The sequence below is a fragment of the Streptomyces chartreusis genome (assembly GCF_008704715.1).
In the GTDB taxonomy this organism is placed as follows: Bacteria; Actinomycetota; Actinomycetes; order Streptomycetales; family Streptomycetaceae; genus Streptomyces; species Streptomyces chartreusis.
In genome coordinates this window covers 4691334-4708296 of sequence record NZ_CP023689.1, presented here as the reverse complement: position 1 = coordinate 4708296, position 16963 = coordinate 4691334, and the positions used below count along the sequence as shown (strand labels likewise).

At 65.3% G+C, this 16963-nt stretch carries 15 protein-coding genes and 1 tRNA gene; 11 read left to right on the top strand and 5 right to left on the bottom strand.

The window, feature by feature from the left end; all coding sequences use genetic code 11:
* Positions 1-226: 226 nt before the first annotated feature.
* Positions 227-4810, bottom strand: coding sequence for a tetratricopeptide repeat protein (locus CP983_RS20365; protein WP_150500954.1), 4584 nt, complete (start codon positions 4808-4810; stop codon positions 227-229).
* Between the two features lie 2316 nt (positions 4811-7126).
* The gene (locus CP983_RS20360; RefSeq protein ID WP_150500952.1) at positions 7127-7555 is read right to left on the bottom strand and encodes a hypothetical protein; all 429 of its coding nucleotides are present in this window, start codon (positions 7553-7555) and stop codon (positions 7127-7129) included.
* 125 nt (positions 7556-7680) lie between these two features.
* Between CP983_RS20360 and CP983_RS20355 the strand changes: the two genes are divergently transcribed.
* The 3 genes from CP983_RS20355 to CP983_RS20345 all read left to right on the top strand — a co-directional run bounded on the left by CP983_RS20355 (position 7681) and on the right by CP983_RS20345 (position 9653).
* Entirely contained in the window at positions 7681-8520 is an 840-nt protein-coding gene (locus tag CP983_RS20355; protein ID WP_167537732.1) for an RNA-binding domain-containing protein, read from the top strand.
* A gap of 116 nt (positions 8521-8636) precedes the next feature.
* A complete protein-coding gene (locus CP983_RS20350; protein ID WP_150500948.1) occupies positions 8637-8987 on the top strand; it encodes a hypothetical protein in 351 nt (116 codons plus the stop codon).
* A gap of 168 nt (positions 8988-9155) precedes the next feature.
* Positions 9156-9653 carry a TIR domain-containing protein gene (locus tag CP983_RS20345; RefSeq protein ID WP_150500946.1) on the top strand — a complete coding sequence of 166 codons (498 nt, stop codon included), beginning with the start codon at positions 9156-9158 and terminating at the stop codon, positions 9651-9653.
* Positions 9654-9755: 102 nt separating this feature from the next.
* Here the strand turns inward: CP983_RS20345 and CP983_RS45210 are convergent, their stop codons facing one another.
* The gene (locus CP983_RS45210; protein ID WP_150500944.1) at positions 9756-10193 is read right to left on the bottom strand and encodes an HIT family protein; all 438 of its coding nucleotides are present in this window, start codon (positions 10191-10193) and stop codon (positions 9756-9758) included.
* Between the two features lie 645 nt (positions 10194-10838).
* Positions 10839-10912: transfer RNA gene (locus CP983_RS20335), tRNA-Gly, on the bottom strand.
* Between the two features lie 538 nt (positions 10913-11450).
* Between CP983_RS20335 and dcd the strand changes: the two genes are divergently transcribed.
* The 3 genes from dcd (at position 11451) to CP983_RS44025 (ending at position 13118) form a co-directional block, all read left to right on the top strand.
* Complete coding sequence (gene dcd, locus CP983_RS20330) at positions 11451-12026, top strand: dCTP deaminase (RefSeq protein WP_150500942.1); 576 nt, start codon at positions 11451-11453, stop codon at positions 12024-12026.
* Positions 12023-12538, top strand: coding sequence for a phosphoribosyltransferase (locus CP983_RS20325; RefSeq protein WP_150500940.1), 516 nt, complete (start codon positions 12023-12025; stop codon positions 12536-12538). Before dcd ends, CP983_RS20325 begins: the two co-directional genes overlap by 4 nt.
* Before the next feature lie 157 nt (positions 12539-12695).
* Positions 12696-13118: an SseB family protein gene (locus CP983_RS44025; RefSeq protein ID WP_107904761.1), complete on the top strand. Its 423-nt coding sequence runs from the start codon at positions 12696-12698 to the stop codon at positions 13116-13118.
* A gap of 35 nt (positions 13119-13153) precedes the next feature.
* On the opposite strand, the gene CP983_RS20315 is transcribed toward CP983_RS44025, so the two are convergent.
* Positions 13154-13870, bottom strand: a complete 717-nt coding sequence (locus tag CP983_RS20315; protein ID WP_107904760.1) for a Crp/Fnr family transcriptional regulator — start codon at positions 13868-13870, stop codon at positions 13154-13156.
* A gap of 110 nt (positions 13871-13980) precedes the next feature.
* Here CP983_RS20315 and CP983_RS20310 point away from each other — a divergent pair, with 110 nt between their 5' ends.
* The 5 genes from CP983_RS20310 to CP983_RS20290 all read left to right on the top strand — a co-directional run bounded on the left by CP983_RS20310 (position 13981) and on the right by CP983_RS20290 (position 16951).
* Complete coding sequence (locus CP983_RS20310; RefSeq protein ID WP_150500937.1) at positions 13981-14664, top strand: hypothetical protein; 684 nt, start codon at positions 13981-13983, stop codon at positions 14662-14664.
* Positions 14665-14925: 261 nt separating this feature from the next.
* A complete protein-coding gene (locus tag CP983_RS20305) occupies positions 14926-15675 on the top strand; it encodes a nucleotidyl cyclase domain-containing protein (RefSeq protein ID WP_150500935.1) in 750 nt (249 codons plus the stop codon).
* Between the two features lie 74 nt (positions 15676-15749).
* Positions 15750-16124, top strand: coding sequence for a molybdenum ABC transporter substrate-binding protein (locus tag CP983_RS20300; protein WP_150500933.1), 375 nt, complete (start codon positions 15750-15752; stop codon positions 16122-16124).
* A 93-nt stretch (positions 16125-16217) separates the two neighbouring features.
* On the top strand, positions 16218-16397 hold the full coding sequence (locus tag CP983_RS20295; protein ID WP_150500931.1) for a hypothetical protein: 180 nt from the start codon (positions 16218-16220) through the stop codon (positions 16395-16397).
* Positions 16394-16951 (top strand): hypothetical protein, encoded by a 558-nt coding sequence (locus CP983_RS20290; protein WP_107904756.1) that lies wholly within the window; start codon positions 16394-16396, stop codon positions 16949-16951. The genes CP983_RS20295 and CP983_RS20290 overlap by 4 nt, the downstream gene beginning before the upstream one ends.
* The last annotated feature ends 12 nt before the right edge of the window (positions 16952-16963 follow it).

The following is a 16963-nucleotide window of genomic DNA, read 5'->3' as shown; positions in this document are numbered from 1 at the left end:
GCGCGCGTATGCCTCGCTGTACCCTCGCCAGCCCGAGCCACGCTGTTGGCCGTCGACCAGAGCAAGTCTCGACGGCGGAAGTGCTTGGGCGGCTCCTTCCTCGATGACCTCTTCGTCCCGAACTATCGGCTGGTTGGTCATTGATGTCTGAGGGGCTGGTCGAGTCTGCGGATCGTCCGGCAAGTACTGCACCACGGTCGACGACTGATCTGTGCTTTGTGGGGCCCTATCCGGTTGACTCTTCATGTGGGGGAGGCTCGTTTTGGGGTGGTGCGGCGTTCATGATCGCTGCCGCTACATCGTCCGTCACAAGGTCGTTGAGGATGGATCGGAAGTCGTCGTCGCCGAGGAGAGCCCTCTGCCGGCCGAGCCAGTAAAGGGTCGTGTCCGGCGGACGTCCGATCTCCAGTTGAAGGACCAGCGCCTCGAGCATGTGTGCCACGCCTTCGGCGGGGCGCTGCTGCTCAGTGCGGAGAATGCCCAGCTGACCGTAGCTGCTGGCGATGCCGGAGCGGTTGCCGATCTCCTCGCTGATGGTGAGGGCGGCGCGGTAGTGTTCCTCGGCCTGCTGGTTGTCCCCCCGCTCCTGCGCGATGATGCCGAGCTGGTGGTAGCAGTTGGCGATGCCGGAGCGGTTGCCGATCTCCTCGCTGATGGTGAGGGAGGCGCGGCAGTGTTCCTCGGCCTCCCGGTAGTCCCCCCGCTCCTGCGCGATGATGCCCAGCTGACCGTAGCTGTTCGCGATGCCGGAGCGGTCGCCGATCTCCTCCTTGATGGTGAGGGCGGCGCGGTAGTGTTCCTCGGCCTGCTGGTTGTCCCCCCGCTCCTGCGCGATGATGCCGAGCTGGTGGTAGCAGTTGGCGATGCCGGAGCGGTTGCCGATCTCCTCGCTGATGGTGAGGGCGGCGCGGTAGTGTTCCTCGGCCTGCTGGTTGTCCCCCCGCTCCTGCGCGATGATGCCCAGCTGACCGTAGCTGTTCGCGATGCCAGAGCGGTTGCCGAGTTTTTCCTTGATGGTGAGGGCGGCGCGGCAGTGTTCCTCGGCCTGCCGGTAGTCCCCCCGCAGCTGCGCGATGATGCCGAGCTGGTGGTAGCCAGTAGCGATGCCGGACCGGTTGCCGAGCTCCTCGCTGATGGTGAGGGAGGCGCGGTAGTGTTCCTCGGCCTGCCGGTAGTCCCCCCGCTCCTGCGCGATGATGCCCAGCTGACTGTAGCTGCTGGCGATGCCGGAGCGGTCGCTGAGCTCTTCCAGGATGGTGAGGGAGGCACGGTAGCGTTCCTCGGCCTGCCGGTAGTCCCCCCGCTCCTGCGCGATGATGCCGAGCTGGTGGTAGCTAATGGCGATGCCGGAGCGGTCGCCGAGCTCCTCGCTGATGGTGAGGGAGGCGCGGTAGTGTTCCTCGGCCTGCCGGTAGTCCCCCCGCTCCTGCGCGATGATGCCGAGCTGGTGAATGTAGCTGCTGGCGATGCCGGAGCGGTTGGGGACCCAGGTGAGGGATTCCTCTACCAATTGTTGTTCCCAGTCCCAGGCTCCCCAGGTGTGCAGCTGGGCGCACACCCACCCTGTGACAGCGTTGGCTTGGTCGACGTCGCCGGCCTGGTGGTGATGATGGCGTGCCTCGATGAGCTGTTTGATGTCGTCGGTGGGGGGCTGCGGCCATACGTTGACGTGCCATTGCCAGTAGGCGGCGGCCCGTTGGTGGGCGGCTTTGAGGGTGTCGGGGTGGGCGCGCCCGCGGAGGGCGTCAGCGGTCCAGTGGTGCACTGTCAAGCCGCTGGGCGGGCTGCCCGGTTCGTCCTGGGGCGCGGGGGCCGGGGAGACCAGCCCGAGTTCGAGCAGCCGCTTCAACGCGTTCCTGCCCTGGCCGTCCAGGTCGACCGGGGGGCGCAGAAGCTCCCCCCAGAGGGTTTCGTATTCGGTGATCGCTTCGGGTGTCAGGCCATAGTGGTTGTCCAGTCCTGCTCCGGCCGCGCGGGCCTCGGCGATGCGCGCATTCATCGTTTGGAGGCGCCCGTGGAGGGCGGGGTCGGGTTCGGGAGGTGTGGTCAGCTGTGACAGCTGCCACGCGGCCCCGGTGGAGTCGACCGGGGTGCGGTAGATGGCCATCCCGTCCAGCAGCCGCCGTGCTCCGGGCACGTCTTCGAGCTGGTCGAGGAGGATGTCGAGGAGGATGTCGTCGACCGCGAGGGTGACGGTCTCGGCCAGTGCCGTGTCCAGGTCGCCCGCAACGTGTGCCAGCCAGCCCTCGGGATCGGGAATGCCGCGGTTCTCCAGGGCGGTTTCCATGCGGTCGGCGATGTCGGGGAATCGCGCTTGGCCGCCGCGCAGCAGGGCGTCGAGGTATTCCAGGGCCCTGGGGTGGCCCCCTACGTCGGTGTACGCACGCTGCCGCTCGGCGGGGGTGAGGGCGTCGAGGCCGGGCAGGCGCCAAATGAGTTTGCGGGTCTCGGCCGGCGACAGCGGTCCCAGGTGATGGGTGGTGAGCCGTTTGTGGGCGCGCTGGGAGAGGCTGAAGGGGTACCGGCTGGTGACCAGCAGCCGGGTCCGCGGACTCGCCGCCGCCCATGCTGTCAGGAAAGCTGCCAACGCCGGGTCGGACAGCCCCCAACCATCGCCTGACCGAACGAGTAGATCTTCGGCATTGTCCAAGACCATCAGCACCGGAAGCCGTGGCAGCACAGCCTGGCGGACCAGCTGCCATCGCTCCCGCCACGGTGAACTGGCGTCCGCCAGGACAACCACCACGCGTCGTAACGGATCTGTCTCCGGCAGGTCCTCGGTCACGCAGTGGGTGTTCAAGCGCTGCCGCAGGGTTTCCAGGAGGTCGTCAACGGTGCGGGTCGTGCTCGCCGCAACCGGCACGATCAGCCGGCCCTGGGCGCTGTAGTGGTGCAGGAGTTCGGCCGTCAGTGTGGATTTCCCGACCCCGCCGATGCCATGGACCAGCACCCCCGCCCGTTGGGGATCCCGCAGAGCGGATAGCAACCGGCGCAACTCGGCGCGTCGGCCGACGAACTCGCCGACCTTACGCACCACCATGCCCTCGTCCAGCATTATCTCCGGCACGACTGGCACCCGGTCGGCGCCGGGGGCGCGGTCGAACAAGGGCAGCGGGGGGCCCGCCAGAAACAGCGCCGGGGTCGCCCACTCCGGCCACGCGGCACGCGGATCATTGTCCGGCAGCTGCCGACGCCGGGTCTCCAGGGTGCGGCGGGCCTGGGAGAGAGCGGTCAGGGGGTTGGGATGCTCGGCCCGCGCCAGCGCCTCGTACATCTCTGCAGCCAGTTCGGTGGCGTAGTGGTCCGTGACAGCTTCGGTCATCGCCAGCACCGCCGGCACCCCGCGCTCTAGCAACGCGCGCGCCAGACCCGCCCGGACCCGCCCCGCCGCACTCACAGCATCAGCACCAGGCCTTTCAGCGTCGGAGTCCGAGCCCTCCGCATCACCTGAAGGAAGCTCTTCCGGTTCCTCCGCATCCTGTGCCACGGGGGTGCGGGCGGTGGAACAGCCGGCCAGCACCACCAACGGAACCGCCCGATCGGCGGGCAGGCCCTCTGCGATGAACCGCTGCGCATCGGCCTCGTCGACCTGACCCTGCTCGCCTTCGAGTAACAGGACACCCGGCTCGGCATGGCACGAAAGGTGCAGGACGTGGAAGCGCTCCTGCTCCAGAGCCGCGCGGATCTCGGCAAGAGAGCCCCAGTTCAGCACCCGCACATACGTGCCCTGCCCTGACCGCGCCGGGTCGACTGCATCCAGGATCCGGCCTAACTCCCCTTCATAGTCGAGGAGTTCACCCCCACCCGACTCGGGGCTGGCCACCACCGCAAGAATACGCAACGGACCGGGCACCTGCACCGCGACAGGCGCACTCTCCCGCTGCACCGTGCGGTACAGCTCGACCTGCTCCGAGAGCACCAACGGCCGTCCCGCCCCAGGAATGGTCAGGGTCTCCCACGGCAGATCCACCCACCTTGGGTCATCCACCCTCAACCCAATCCGCAACGACGCATGACGCGCCTGGGCCAGCTGCTCCTCCCGGGCCAGAGCCGCCGCCACCGCACCGCACACGAACCGCTCGCTCATTGCCCCACCCACGGCAACCAGCGCGCCCGTCACCCCTCCGGAAGCGGCAGCCTCCTCCAGGGGCGGCAATCGCCGCATGGCCAGGCCACTTGTGGCCCTGGTACGGGCCCTCTGGAGCATCCACAGACGCTGCTCGAGACCACGATCCACCCCGCGCGGCACACAGGACACCTCACCACCCACGGTGGAGAACGCCACCGCCCCCGTGCCCACACGTAACTCTGCATGCGTGGGCCCGTCCGGCCGGTAGCCAACCGCATCGGGCACCACCAGCGCCCCACCTCGCTCCGGGCGCTGCGCCGACGACAGCCCCCGCACCGCCCGCTCCAGCTGCCTCACCCGCTCCAAGTACTGTTCCGGGGAAGCCACGTAACGGAAGTCGATGTACAGCCGCGATGCGATGAAAGGTGGCAGCTCCGCCTCGCCCACCAGAATCGGGATCAGGCGCTGTCCTCGCCTCACTGCGGCGGCCACGGCGGCATCGAACTCCTCACCGCACCACCCGGACTCCACCCAGGGTCGGCTGACGACAGTCACCACGGCACCAGCTCTTGCCAGCCCGTCCTGCAATCGCGACGCCAACCGCTGGCCCCCGACCAGTTCCCACTGATCCAGCCACACAGTAAGACCCAGCCGATGCAGATTCTCCGCCAGGGTCTTCGCCCACGGCTCATCCTCATGCGCATACGACACGAACGCGTCGAACCGACCGACCTCAGCCACACTGCACCCCCCGAACCGGGCACCCCTGCACCAGGTGAGCGCCGCGGCAATTGGTCTTCACGCCGACGACACGCTAGAGCACTTCAGGGACCCCTATGCCTGGAATGGCCTCGTTGCCCCCTACCCATCGGCGGCCCGCGATACGATCCACAGCCCCGCAAAACACTTGCGCGAACCGGACGCGACGGGCTGCTGGACGGTCGCACTCAAGGTCGGTGCAGCGGCTTTGAGGTGGCTCCGTAAAGCTGTGAGCCAACCGCCCAGCCACGACGCACCTCTTCTCTGGCATCATGCGGCTGACTGCTGTAGCGCGCGGCATGGGCGCCGGCCGGGCTGGAGTGGGGCGGAGACAGGAGCGCGGCCTGGCCGGGGGCCGGGCCGCGTGCGGGGAGCGGAGCGAGCCGCCTTGAAGCAGTAGAGAATGTTGTAACTCGTCCTGCGGCCTGCGAATCGCGTCGTCTTGTTCGGGTAAGCCCTGGGCTTCCCGGGATGATTGAGACCGTTGTTCTCGATGTCGGCGAGATCAACGCCCGCGACGACCGAAAACAAACAACCCCCGGGTCACTGACCTGGGGGTTCGAATGGAGCGGGTGACGAGAATCGAACTCGCGCTCTCAGCTTGGGAAGCTGCGATCATTTGAAGCCGGATTGGGCACTGACCTGGGCAAACGTTCTGGACGCTGTCCCGTCGGCCTTTGCAGCTTTCACCGTCGTTCCCCGCTGTTCCCCGCTCGATCTGGTGCGCTTGTGGTGCGGAAGCGGCTATGGACGGATCGAAGCACCGTGTGTGTCAGTGACACCCTCACCTCTGGCCTGCGCCGGCCAACGAGGTCCACCATCGGTGATCTGTAGCTCAGTTGCGATCGCGCCATTCAAAGTGCCAAGGTGCGGCACGGCAGCGTCCAGGAGCTCCTTGATGTGATCAGGGTCAAGATCCACGTCTTGGCGCAAGTACTCATGCACGAGTCTGAACCCGTCACCTAGTGCCGCAGACGCGCGCATCGTAAGTGGGCCACACAGCATCAATGTTTCAAGTTGGGTGTTGAAGAGCTGTCTGTAGGTGTCCAGGCACTGTTGGCGAAGTGCCCCCGTGCCTTGGGCATCTGATGTGCGAAGCGCACTCCGAAGGTCCACAACGGCCCGAACGTAAGCATGAGACTGCCGCACACACTCCCGGTAGACGGTTCGGCGCTCCTGCCGAAGCCAGTGACTGTGTTGATCCTTTGCTTGTTGCTCGGCTTGTGCAAGGGCCCCCTGTGCTGCTCGCTCCGCAGCCTCGCGCGCTCCACGAATCGCTGCGTAACCACCTGCCAGAGCGCCGCCCACAGCGCCTATGAGCCCCATGGCGGCCGCCACGACTGCTGCCCACCCCTGATCCACGCCACTCCCATGTGTGCGAGAGGAACTTCGAAACTTCAGTCCACGAACCGACGCCATGGTGACTGGACGTCAACAGGTGACGCTGGTCGGTACGGCCCGGTCGCCTATCACCATGAGCGAGGCCGTCAGTGTCCCGCCTGCAAAGCTGACAGGCCAATCACACTCCGAGACGTGGCCGCACGGCCATGAGCTTGGGAAGCTCGGGTTACTTGAGGGCGACTGGTGTGCTGACCTGCGGCGGAGTGGCGTCGGCATCCTGGTCGCACCCTGAGCAACTTCCCTCTGTTCCGTGGTTCCCCGCAGGATCTGGCACGTGAATGGCACGCTCCCTTCGCTGCGAACGGGTCTTGGCAGAGCTGGGCCCTTGAGTGTCTGAGCCTCAGCCGACGGCAGTCAGCCACGATGGGGGGTGCGCCGACCGATCATGCACGCGTGTGCCTTGACGCACCCGCCACCGGCCTCAGCCGTGCTGCCATGTCGTAGACCAGATCGAGCCGCGCTGGCGGAAGCGTGGCGGTGAGACCTGGGGTGATGACCACTTCGTCCCGAGGCTACTCGGGCGGGGTTCCCTCAGGGCGGACCTCTGCGGATCAGCCGGCGGTGGGGCATCAACTCATGGGACCTGTGGGCAGTCAGTGACTACTCCTGAGCCGACCTGCGGCTAATCCTTCGGACCCTTGGCGGGCAGATGGATGGTCTTCCGCTGCTTCCCGAGCAAAATGGCGTAAGTCGGAATATTTTGCACCGGCACGCCTACAGCGTCACGGCGCGAAGCACTCCACGAACAGAGAGCAGACATTGCGCCGTTTTCAGGATAAGCCGAGGACGGACCGGCATCATGAGTCAACGGAACATCTCGACCGAAAGGCAGGAAGGGATGCATCCATGCTGACGCAGGTTCACTTGATTTCTACGGCGGTTGGGGAGGGGGGAAGCTCAACGTCTTACGTACCACCAGATCGCTACTGCCGCCATTACAACGACGAGCAACCCATAGAAGTTGACCATGGTGTGCGATATAACAACCTTCCGCCACCTAATGGTGTTCCTGTAAGGGGAGGTGTTCATTGAAAAGAGTTCCACGGTCGTGCCAGGTTTCCGTGCCGCTTCATATAGGGCACGGAACAAGCGCTCTTGCCGCAAATAGTAACTGTCCAGTATCCAGAAACCCACTAGGGGAACAACTGCTACCGCCGCTACTTTCCAACTCGAACGGTTCACCGCGAAGCCCAGGAAAGCACCCGCTAGAGTCATTGTCCAACCCTTGATTAGGAAAGAGCCGTTTCCCAGACGTGTGACAATTGCTTGGATCATTTCAAGGTGCTTTACTTGCCGGTCGCTGATCGGCGACGTTTCGTCCGTCACGCTTATCTCCTCAGGCGGTGATTCGGTACGAACCGTAGCAGACAATGTTGACTTCAGTACAGATTCAGAGGCTGGAAATCATGGACAGAAGTGCACAGCACTTTACTTATCAATCCTTGCAGCGGATGCTTGAGGAAGGAGAGTCTCAGTCGATTGAATTCAAGACAGATATCACCAGTACGTCACAGCTGGCCCGAGATGTTGCTGCGATGGCCAACAGTGGCGGAGGGCTGATCTTCGTCGGCGTGGATCCGACCGGGAGACCTCTCGGTCTCACCGATAAGATTCGCAGCCGTGCGCGAGCTCGCGTGGATCAGGTGGCGGAGTCAATCTTCCCTGAATTGCACGGCCAGGCTCGGCTCTCCGTCGGAGAGTACCTAATTGGTGGCGGAATAGTTCTGGTCATTAGCGTTCCAGACGTTCCAGAGTCTTTCAAGCCTGTCCGGACGGTGGATGGCGTCGTTTATATGAGACGCGATGACCACGTTGTGAGGGTGTCCAGCAATCCTGCGCCGCATCCATCAAACGCAACTACGAGAAAGGAGTGGAGAATCTTCGTCGCCATGTCGTTTCAGGTCGATAGAGAGCCGGCATTGGTTGACTACTATCACGCGATGAAAAGGGCGATAAGGAGGAGTGGGATTAAGTGTCGAATTGATCGAGTTGATGAGGTTCATGGGGACTATGAGGTAACAGCAAAGATCGAAGAAATGATCACCTCCGCTGATATAGTGATCGCCGATTTCACCTTGAATAGCCCAAACGTATACTACGAAGCCGGTATCGCACGAGGCTCTAAGGTTTATACAATCAGGACCGCACGCAAAGACACTGAAATACCGTTTGATGTGGGGACGAAAAAGTTCATCCTGTATACCAACGCTACACAGTTGGAGGAGTCACTCATCGACCCTATCCAGAGAGCCGCCCTCGAACTAGACAATGATGAAGCTGATAAGCGTTAGGCGTTATGCAGGGGAATCGTTCGTGCAACCCCGGTCCTAGGGACACTAGGGCGTCTTGAATTTGGAAAAGCCCTTACAGCGAAACTTACACCGTCATCCCTTAAAAGGAGAAACGCATGTCGAGTATCCCGAAATCTCAAGAGTACGATGAGCGAGCCGCCTGGGCTGTGCTCGGTTTGTACAACCTAGCCAAGGACGGCGGCGGGCACTCCGGCAGCGCGGTAACTAGCGCCTATAAGGAGGCGCTCGACGCAGCAGAGTCCACGTTCCGAAGCGGCATGGAAGGAGGGGACGAGGGGCAGGCCGTCAAAGGCTGGAATCAACTTACCGACATCACCGCTCATATCGCTCACGCGCATGCGCGAGTAGCTACGGTCCTCCTCGCCACCGTGGTTAACCAGATGGGCGTGAGTGCGGAGGAGGTGATGCGTATGACCCTTGAAGAGATCAGAAAGAACACGGCGTGACGCGTAAACGAAACGATGAGAAAGGGGGGTTACTCATATCCAACCCAATGGCCCGCGGGTAGCCCACGATGCATCAGATGGTGTTGTAGCCGTCGGGCGATGGATAATAATCTCAACCCTGCCCTTCGAATAACCCACAGTTACTCTGTTAGTGAAATGGAGCGAAATATGACACGCAAGGTATTCTTCAGTTTTCGATACAAGCTCGACAATTGGCGAGTGCAGACAGTTAAAAACATGGGCAGGGTAGAGGGGCAGCCACTCTTGACGTCCAATCAATGGGAAGACGTTGCTCGCAATGGGGACACAGCAATCCAGCGCTGGATCGATGAGCAGATGGCGGGAAAGAGCTGCGATATTGTGCTAATTGGAAACCAGACGGCAGGCCGACGGTGGGTTGAATACGAGTTCAAAAAGGCGTGGGGCGATGGCAAGGGTGTGGTCGGAATCTACATTCATCAGCTACTAGACCAGAACCGTCGCCCTACCAGTAAGGGTAGGAACCCCTTCGCCGGGTTTACTCTGAACGACGGCAAGGTTGCGTTCGACCGAGTAGTGCGTGCGTACGACCCTGCTGGCTATAACAGCACGTCAGTGTACGCCAGTATTTCTGAAAACATTGAGACTTGGGTGGAAGAAGCGATCCAAATCCGTAAGCAGTGGTGACCTATTTGGTCCTGCGGGAGTCCTGAAGAACGTGCTCTCTCCTTGCGGGGGAGGGTGTTAATTGGAGAAGTCTTAGATAGGTCTCGTGTCGACCTCTCTGTCTCAACCCCCCATTTTCCTGTAGTTTCTAAACTCTTCGGCCCAGCCCGAAAGGACCTGTGGATCAGTACTGTGTTTAGGTGGCCAAATTTTCCCCATCTTGTCGTTCGTCCATCTGGGCACAAGATGTAGGTGGAGATGCATGACGGATTGACTAGCTGCTCGGCCAGCGGATGTGATCAGGTTCATTCCGTCAGGCGAGTAGACGCCTCGCAACTTCCTGCCAACTTTGAGGGCTGTCGAGCTTAGCTCAGCGAAGGTGTCGAGGTCCGCGCTTGTGAAGTCTGTTACATGTTGCTTCGGGATTACCAAAGTGTGCCCTTTGGTCGCTGGATTAAGCGGGAAAAATGCCAGGCAAGAGTCGGTCTCGTAAATTATCTCGGCAGTGCTAATTTTTGCGGCGATCTTGCAGAATTCGCATTCCTTCAAGGCGTTATTCATGCGTCACGAAATCCTTTCCGTTCAGTCTTAGATGTTAGCTAATTATTGATTCCCTGGTGGTCGCTCAGATATGTGTTGGAAGGGGCGCCTGTGGTATGAGCATAAGTCGCAGAGGAATCGCCTGCCTCGTGAACAGTAGACGTCAGCCCTGCCAGGTCGGTGGAGCGGCTTTGGGGTGGTGCTGCTTTGGCGCGAGTGATCATGGCCCCGTAAGCTTCCGGCGCGTCGGGCAGTCTGTGGACCTGCCCGGTAAAGCACGACGTGGGGGCCATGATCTTCGAGGCTCGCGCCAAAGTGGCTCCGTAAAGCCGTGGAGCCGACCGCCCCAGCCACGACGTACACCTTCTCTGGCTTTAGGCGGTTGATTGCTGTGCGCGCGGCACGGGCGCCGGCGGGCTGGAGCGGGGCGGAGACAGGAGCGCGGCCCGGCCGGGGGCCGGGCCGCGCGCGGGGAGCGGAGCGAGCCGCCTTGAATCAGTAGAGAATGTTGTAACTCGTCCTGCGGCCTGCGGATCGCGTCGTCTTGTTCGGGTAAGCCCTGGGCTTCCCGGGATGATTGAGACCGTTGTTCTCGATGTCGGCGAGATCAACGCCCGCGACGACCGAAAACAAACAACCCCCGGGTCACTGACCTGGGGGTTCGAATGGAGCGGGTGACGAGAATCGAACTCGCGCTCTCAGCTTGGGAAGCTGATGTTCTACCATTAAACTACACCCGCGTAAGACGCCCGATTCGGCATGATCCGGAGCCGGTGTCCGATTGCCTGGTCACTGTACCTCATCACCGGCCCCCGGCGCTGAAGCCGCGGGGCCTGAGTGCGTTTCAGGGGTGGGATCCTGGTGCGGGGCACCGGAGTTGGGGCGTACGGTGGAGACGTCGGAGAGGGTCCGCGCCGGCTCGGAGTGCCGCCTGGAGGGCCGTCCCTTTGATCCCGTAATGTGGCCTCTCGTCGTCAGGCAGGCAGCAGCCAGACGCGGCTCTTGGGGAAGGGACTCTAGGACTTGATGGAGCGCACCGTCGTCCGTTGTGCCGATGGGCACGTGTTCAGCACCGCTTCGTTCCCGATGCAGCAGGCCGAGCGCCTCGGCCCCGGCCGGCTCGTTCGATGTCCCCGCTGTGCCCGGCTCCGCAGTGTGGTGCCGGTGCAGCTGGAGAAGCAGTAGCTCAGCGGACGCACACGCAGTACCAGCAGTGACAGCCCGGCGCGCGGGCGGCGCGATTGTCGTCGTCCCGCGCGCCTTGCGTATCCTCGGGGCGTGCTTCTCTCAGACAAGGACATCCGGGCCGAGATCGACGCCGGGCGGGTACGGATCGATCCCTACGACCAGACCATGGTGCAGCCGTCCAGCATCGACGTACGGCTCGACCGGTACTTCCGGGTGTTCGAGAACCACCGGTACCCGCACATCGACCCCTCGATCGAGCAGGCGGACCTGACGCGGCTCGTCGAGCCCGACGGCGACGAGCCGTTCATCCTGCACCCGGGGGAGTTCGTGCTCGCCTCGACGTACGAGGTCATCACGCTTCCCGACGATCTCGCCTCGCGGCTGGAGGGGAAGTCGTCGCTCGGGCGGCTCGGGCTCGTCACGCACTCCACCGCCGGGTTCATCGACCCGGGGTTCAGCGGGCACGTCACCCTGGAGCTGTCCAACCTCGCGACGCTCCCGATCAAGCTCTGGCCCGGCATGAAGATCGGCCAGCTGTGCATGTTCCGGCTGACCTCGCCGGCCGAGTTCCCGTACGGCAGCGAGCGCTACGGATCCCGGTACCAGGGACAGCGCGGGCCCACCCCGTCCCGGTCCTTCCAGAACTTCCACCGGACCCAGGTATGAGCGACGGCCAGGCACGCGAGAATCTGACGTACGAGCGGTTCGGCGTCGCCATCCGTGAGCTCGCGCAGGCCGTCGCCGACGACGGGTACGAGCCGGACATCGTGCTCAGCATCGCCCGGGGCGGCGTCTTCGTCGCCGGCGGGCTCGCCTACGCCCTCGACTGCAAGAACCTGCATCTGGTGAACGTCGAGTTCTACACGGGCGTGGGGACCACGCTCGAGATGCCCGTCATGCTCGCGCCCGTGCCCAACGCGATCGACTTCACCGACAAGAAGGTGCTGATCGCCGACGACGTCGCCGACACCGGCAAGACCCTCAAGCTCGTCCACGACTTCTGCGTCGAGCATGTCGCCGAGGTGCGGTCCGCCGTGATCTACGAGAAGTCCCACTCGCTCGTGAAGTGCGAGTACGTGTGGAAGCGCACCGATGAGTGGATCAACTTCCCGTGGAGCGTTCTGCCGCCGGTGCACAAGTCCGGGGAAGCGGCCAAGGCGAACAAGGAAGCCGTCTGACCTGCCTGCGCGGGGCGCAGCGGTTCACGCGGCGGGCGACCTGACGTACCGACGACGCACTCCGCTTTCAGCGCATGGTCGCGCCGGTCGCGGGTACGCGGTCCTGGACGACGATCCGTCGTCCCGCGGACGGCTCTGTGCAAGAGGGTGCGGCGCTATGACTGAGATCCCGGCAGAGGTCATCCCGGCAGAGGTCTTCGAATCCGTGGCGCGGAAGGCTCTGGAGGACCTGTCCACAGCGGTGGACCTGCGGGCGCTGGAAGCGCTGGCCGGCTGTGACGTGCTGATTCCCGCGATCGGCGGGATCCGGTACACGGGTGACCGCAGTGAACTCGTGCGGCTTGTGCTGCCGGTGATCGAGAGCGCCTGTGACGCCCCCGCGGTCATGGTCTTCACCTCGGAGGAGCGGCTGCTCAGGGCCTTTCCCCAGGTGCCCTGCTACAGGGCCGTCACCCTGCGGGACCTGGCCTCTCGCTGGCCGAGCGACGAGGTGGTGCTGGTCATCGACGCCGGGGACGAGGACGAGCTGACCCTGTCCGCGCACCGGGCACGGTGGCTGCTCGGCCGCTGCCTCGTGTGACCTCCGCGATGTGCGGCGTGGGTCGTCCCGGGACGTCAAAGAGGGCCCTCGGAGGCCGTGCGCGAGGGGTCGGGCTCCGGTCCGAACGCGTGGCGGCGCAGGCCCTCGATGTCGGTCACCACGATCCGGGACCTCGTCGGGGCGTCGCCGAGGAGCCCCAGCGCCTGTAGTTCCCGTACCCGCCGGCCTGCCGCCTCCCGGCCCATGCCCAGCCAGTCGCCCAGGTCCTCCTGCGTCACCTGCCTGATCTCGATGCCGAGGGCGGTGGTCTCGCCCTCCGCCTCCGCCAGCCGTAGCAGCAGCCGGGCGAGTCTGAGCCTGATGGGAGCGCACGCGACGACGACGCGGTGGTGGTCCGACTCCTTCAACCGCGCGCACACGGTCATGAGCACCTTCCGCAGGATCCCCGGATGCTCGGCGAGCAGTCCCTCGAACGTCTCCCGCCCGTACCAGCGGAGGTACGTCCGATTCAGCGCCGTCACCGTCGCGTTGCGGGGGCCGTGGTCCAGCAGGCCCATCTCCCCGATGAGTTCGCCGCGCCGCCGGGAGGCCAGATAGGTCGTGCGCTCGTTCTCGCCGTGCCAGAGCACACGGCATGCGCCGCTGATGATCAGGGCGACCCGGTCGGCGAGGTCGCTCTGCCGGAGGATCGTCCCGCCGGGTTCGACCGGTTCCCGCGGGGCCCGCCCGACCTGCGCCATCGCCTTGCGTTCGTCGCCGTCGAGGATGTCCCAGAACGTCTTGTGCCTCACACCGGGAGCGTCCCAAACTCGGGCCTCCTTACGAGGCAGTTGCATCCTTTTGGCCATCTTGATGCTGCTCTTATGTGCCTTGCAGACACATGAGTAGACAGGTATGACAAATGCTCGAAGAGCGGGAGCCGCCGCGTGGTCCGGATCCACGCCAGGGGCAGGACGCACGCGGCGCGCAGAACCGGGTGGACATCCGGTCCGGGGGCAGTACGACCATCAGCGGCGGCGCGGTCGTGGCCGGAGGCGACGTCACCATCATTCAGAAGGCCCGGCAATGGGCCTTCGCGAACCCCTTGTTGGCCGCAAGCCTGGCGGTCGTCGTCCTGTCCGGTTCGATCTGGACCGGCGTCTCCCTGGGCTCAGACCCCGCGGTCGACGTGTCCGTGGTGGAGGAGCCCGGGCTCCCCGGTGCCCTGCACACGGTCGAGCAGACCCGGCTGGCCGAGCGGCTCGGGGACGCCGCCTCCTGGTGCCACCTCGTGCAGCCCGGCGACAGCAGCTGTGAGACCACCATGAACTCGGCGTTCGCCGCGAAGTCGCAGTCGTACCGGGACCGGGTCGAGGAAGTGGGGCTCGGCGAACCGGAGGAGATCGACTCCGGCGCCCAGGTCGCGCTCAGTTGGCAGGGGAGCAGCCAGGGCACCGCACGGCTCGTCCAGGCGGGCGGGCGCTGGCAGTTGAACACCTCCGACTACGGACTGCTGAAGCTCTGCGGCGCCGGGCTGTTCCTCTCGCTGGTCGACGCGAAGAGCCAGGAACTGAAGTGCGGCATGTTCCAGCTCCCGACGTCGTAGCCGGCGACCAGGCCCCGCGGCTCTCGGCTCTCGGCCCCCGGCCCTCTGCCACCGGCCTCGCCCGGCGTCCCCGCCGCCGCACCCCCGTCGGCCCCCGGCCCCGTCCGGCGTCCCCGCCGCCATTCGGTCGGCCGCCCGGCCCCGTCCCGCGTCCCCGTCGCCGCCCCGTCGGCCTCCCGGCCCCGTCCCCGGCGCTCCAGCCGCCGCCCCATCGGCCGCCGCCCCGCCCCACCCGTCCCAACCCAGAAAGTGACATCCGCCGTGTTCCCCCATGCCCAGCATGTCCCTCTGCTCTTCGCCGACATCAAGGGATTCAGCTCGCGCAGCGACCGTGACCAACTGCGCAGTCGCGAGGACCTCTACGCCGAGTTACGGGCCGCGTTCTCCGACGAGTTGTGGCGGCTGTGCCCCCAGGAGGACCGGGGGGACGGCGTGCTGCTGGTCATACCGCCGGATCTGCCGGTGCAGGCCCTGTTCACCGCTGTGCTGCCCCGGCTGGAAGACGGGCTGGGCGCGAGACGGCGCAGCGACCCGCTGCTGCGGCTCAGGATCGCCGTGCACGCCGGGGCCGTCCATCGCGACGGGCACGGCTTCGCGGGGAACGCGGTCAACCACGTCTTCCGGCTCTGCGACGGCGAGCCGCTGCGGCAGGCGCTCGACGAGGCCGCGAGCGACACGGCACTCGTGGTGTCCGAGGTGATCCACGACTCGGTGGTGCGGGCCGGTCTGCCGGGAGTGGAACCCACGACGTTCCACCCGATCACGTTCCAGGTCAAGGAGACCCGTGCCAGGGCGTGGCTGCATGTGCCCGGCGACAACGCCTGCGCGATGCGGATCGCCCGCGAGTCGGTTGCCGGGACGGACGAAGGGCGGGACCGGGACGGGCGCGGCGGGGTGTCCATCAGCGCCGGGCACAGCGTGCACATGAACGGCGCGGTCGTGGCGGGCGGTGACGCCCGGGTGAGTTCGCCGCCCACCCCGCGTTCCCGCCGGTGGCCCGGCGGGCGGTGACGGTCACCGGGCCGGGGGGCCGGCCGGTGACGGGACGCGAGAAGAAGCAGGCAGCAGCAGAGAGGGGGAGGCGGATGACGCGCCGAGCCGGGGGTCCACGACGGATCGCCGTAGCCGTGGTCGCCGTCGGGCTGATCGCACTGACCACCGCCGGGTGCGCCACGGGGCCGACGTCCAGGAAGGAGGTCTGTGAGCGGTACGACTCCCTGAGCGACCGCATCGGCATCGGCACGGTGTTCGGGGACCCGGTGTTCTGGGCGGCCGGCGAGCTCGCGGACGTGGCCGACCGCTACGAGGGGCCGGAGGACCTCTCGTCCGACGCGGAACGGCTGGACTCCGTCTCGGACGCCGACGAGACCTCCCTCCTGGAGCTGAGCGAGGCCACGGAGAGCGTCGCCGCGCTCTGCGGCCATCCGCTCGGGATGGGCTCGACCCGGCCCTTCGGGTGAGCCACGACACACGGATCAGTTACTTGGCAATGGCCGGGAGCCGGTGACCGCCGTGCTCCCGGCGCGGATCGAACAGTGAGGACGGGCAGCCGGGTGAGCGTGGAAAAGGTGTTGATGGGGGCGGGCACGGCCCTGTTCGTGGTCATGGCCGTGCTGCTGAAGGTGGGCACGACGAGCATGGGTCTGTTCGTCACCTACGGAGTGCTCGCGATGATCGGCGCAGGCGCCGCACTCGCGGGCAAGAAGCTGCGCGACCAGAGCCGCGGCCGGTGAACGGGACGTCGCCCGGCACCTCGGACGGGATCTCCGGAACGCTGATGGGCGTACTGGCGCTGGTGGTCCTGGTGATCTTGGCCGTGCTGTGGGGGAAGCTCAAGGACTACGGGCGCGCGAAGGCCAAGCAGCATGTGTTCGCCCGGCGCGACCACCGCGACGGGCAGCAGCTGGTGGCCGAGGAGCTGCACTTCACCCTGGCGGCCGACCCGGGCCGGATCCGGGACGTGGTCCTGTCGTCCGTGCGGCTCGCTCCGCAGTGTCCGGCGGTCCTGGCCGACGCGTACGTCCTGGAGGCGTCGGACTCCGAGGTGGTCGTCGCGTACGGCAGTGCCCTCTCGCGCCGGAACTTCACCGCGTCGCTGCGGCTGAGCCCGGCCGGGGCCACGAGCGATGCCGGGCGGGTGGACGCGGTGTGGGGCATCCGTACCTGGACCCTCTCGGACGGGGTCACGGACGGCGTGAGTGTCATGCGGCGTCTGCGGGAGGACGTCGAGGCCGCCCTGCGGGGCCTCGACCCGGGCCTTCACCGCACCGTCCGGCGCACACGATGAGAAGAGGCCCCT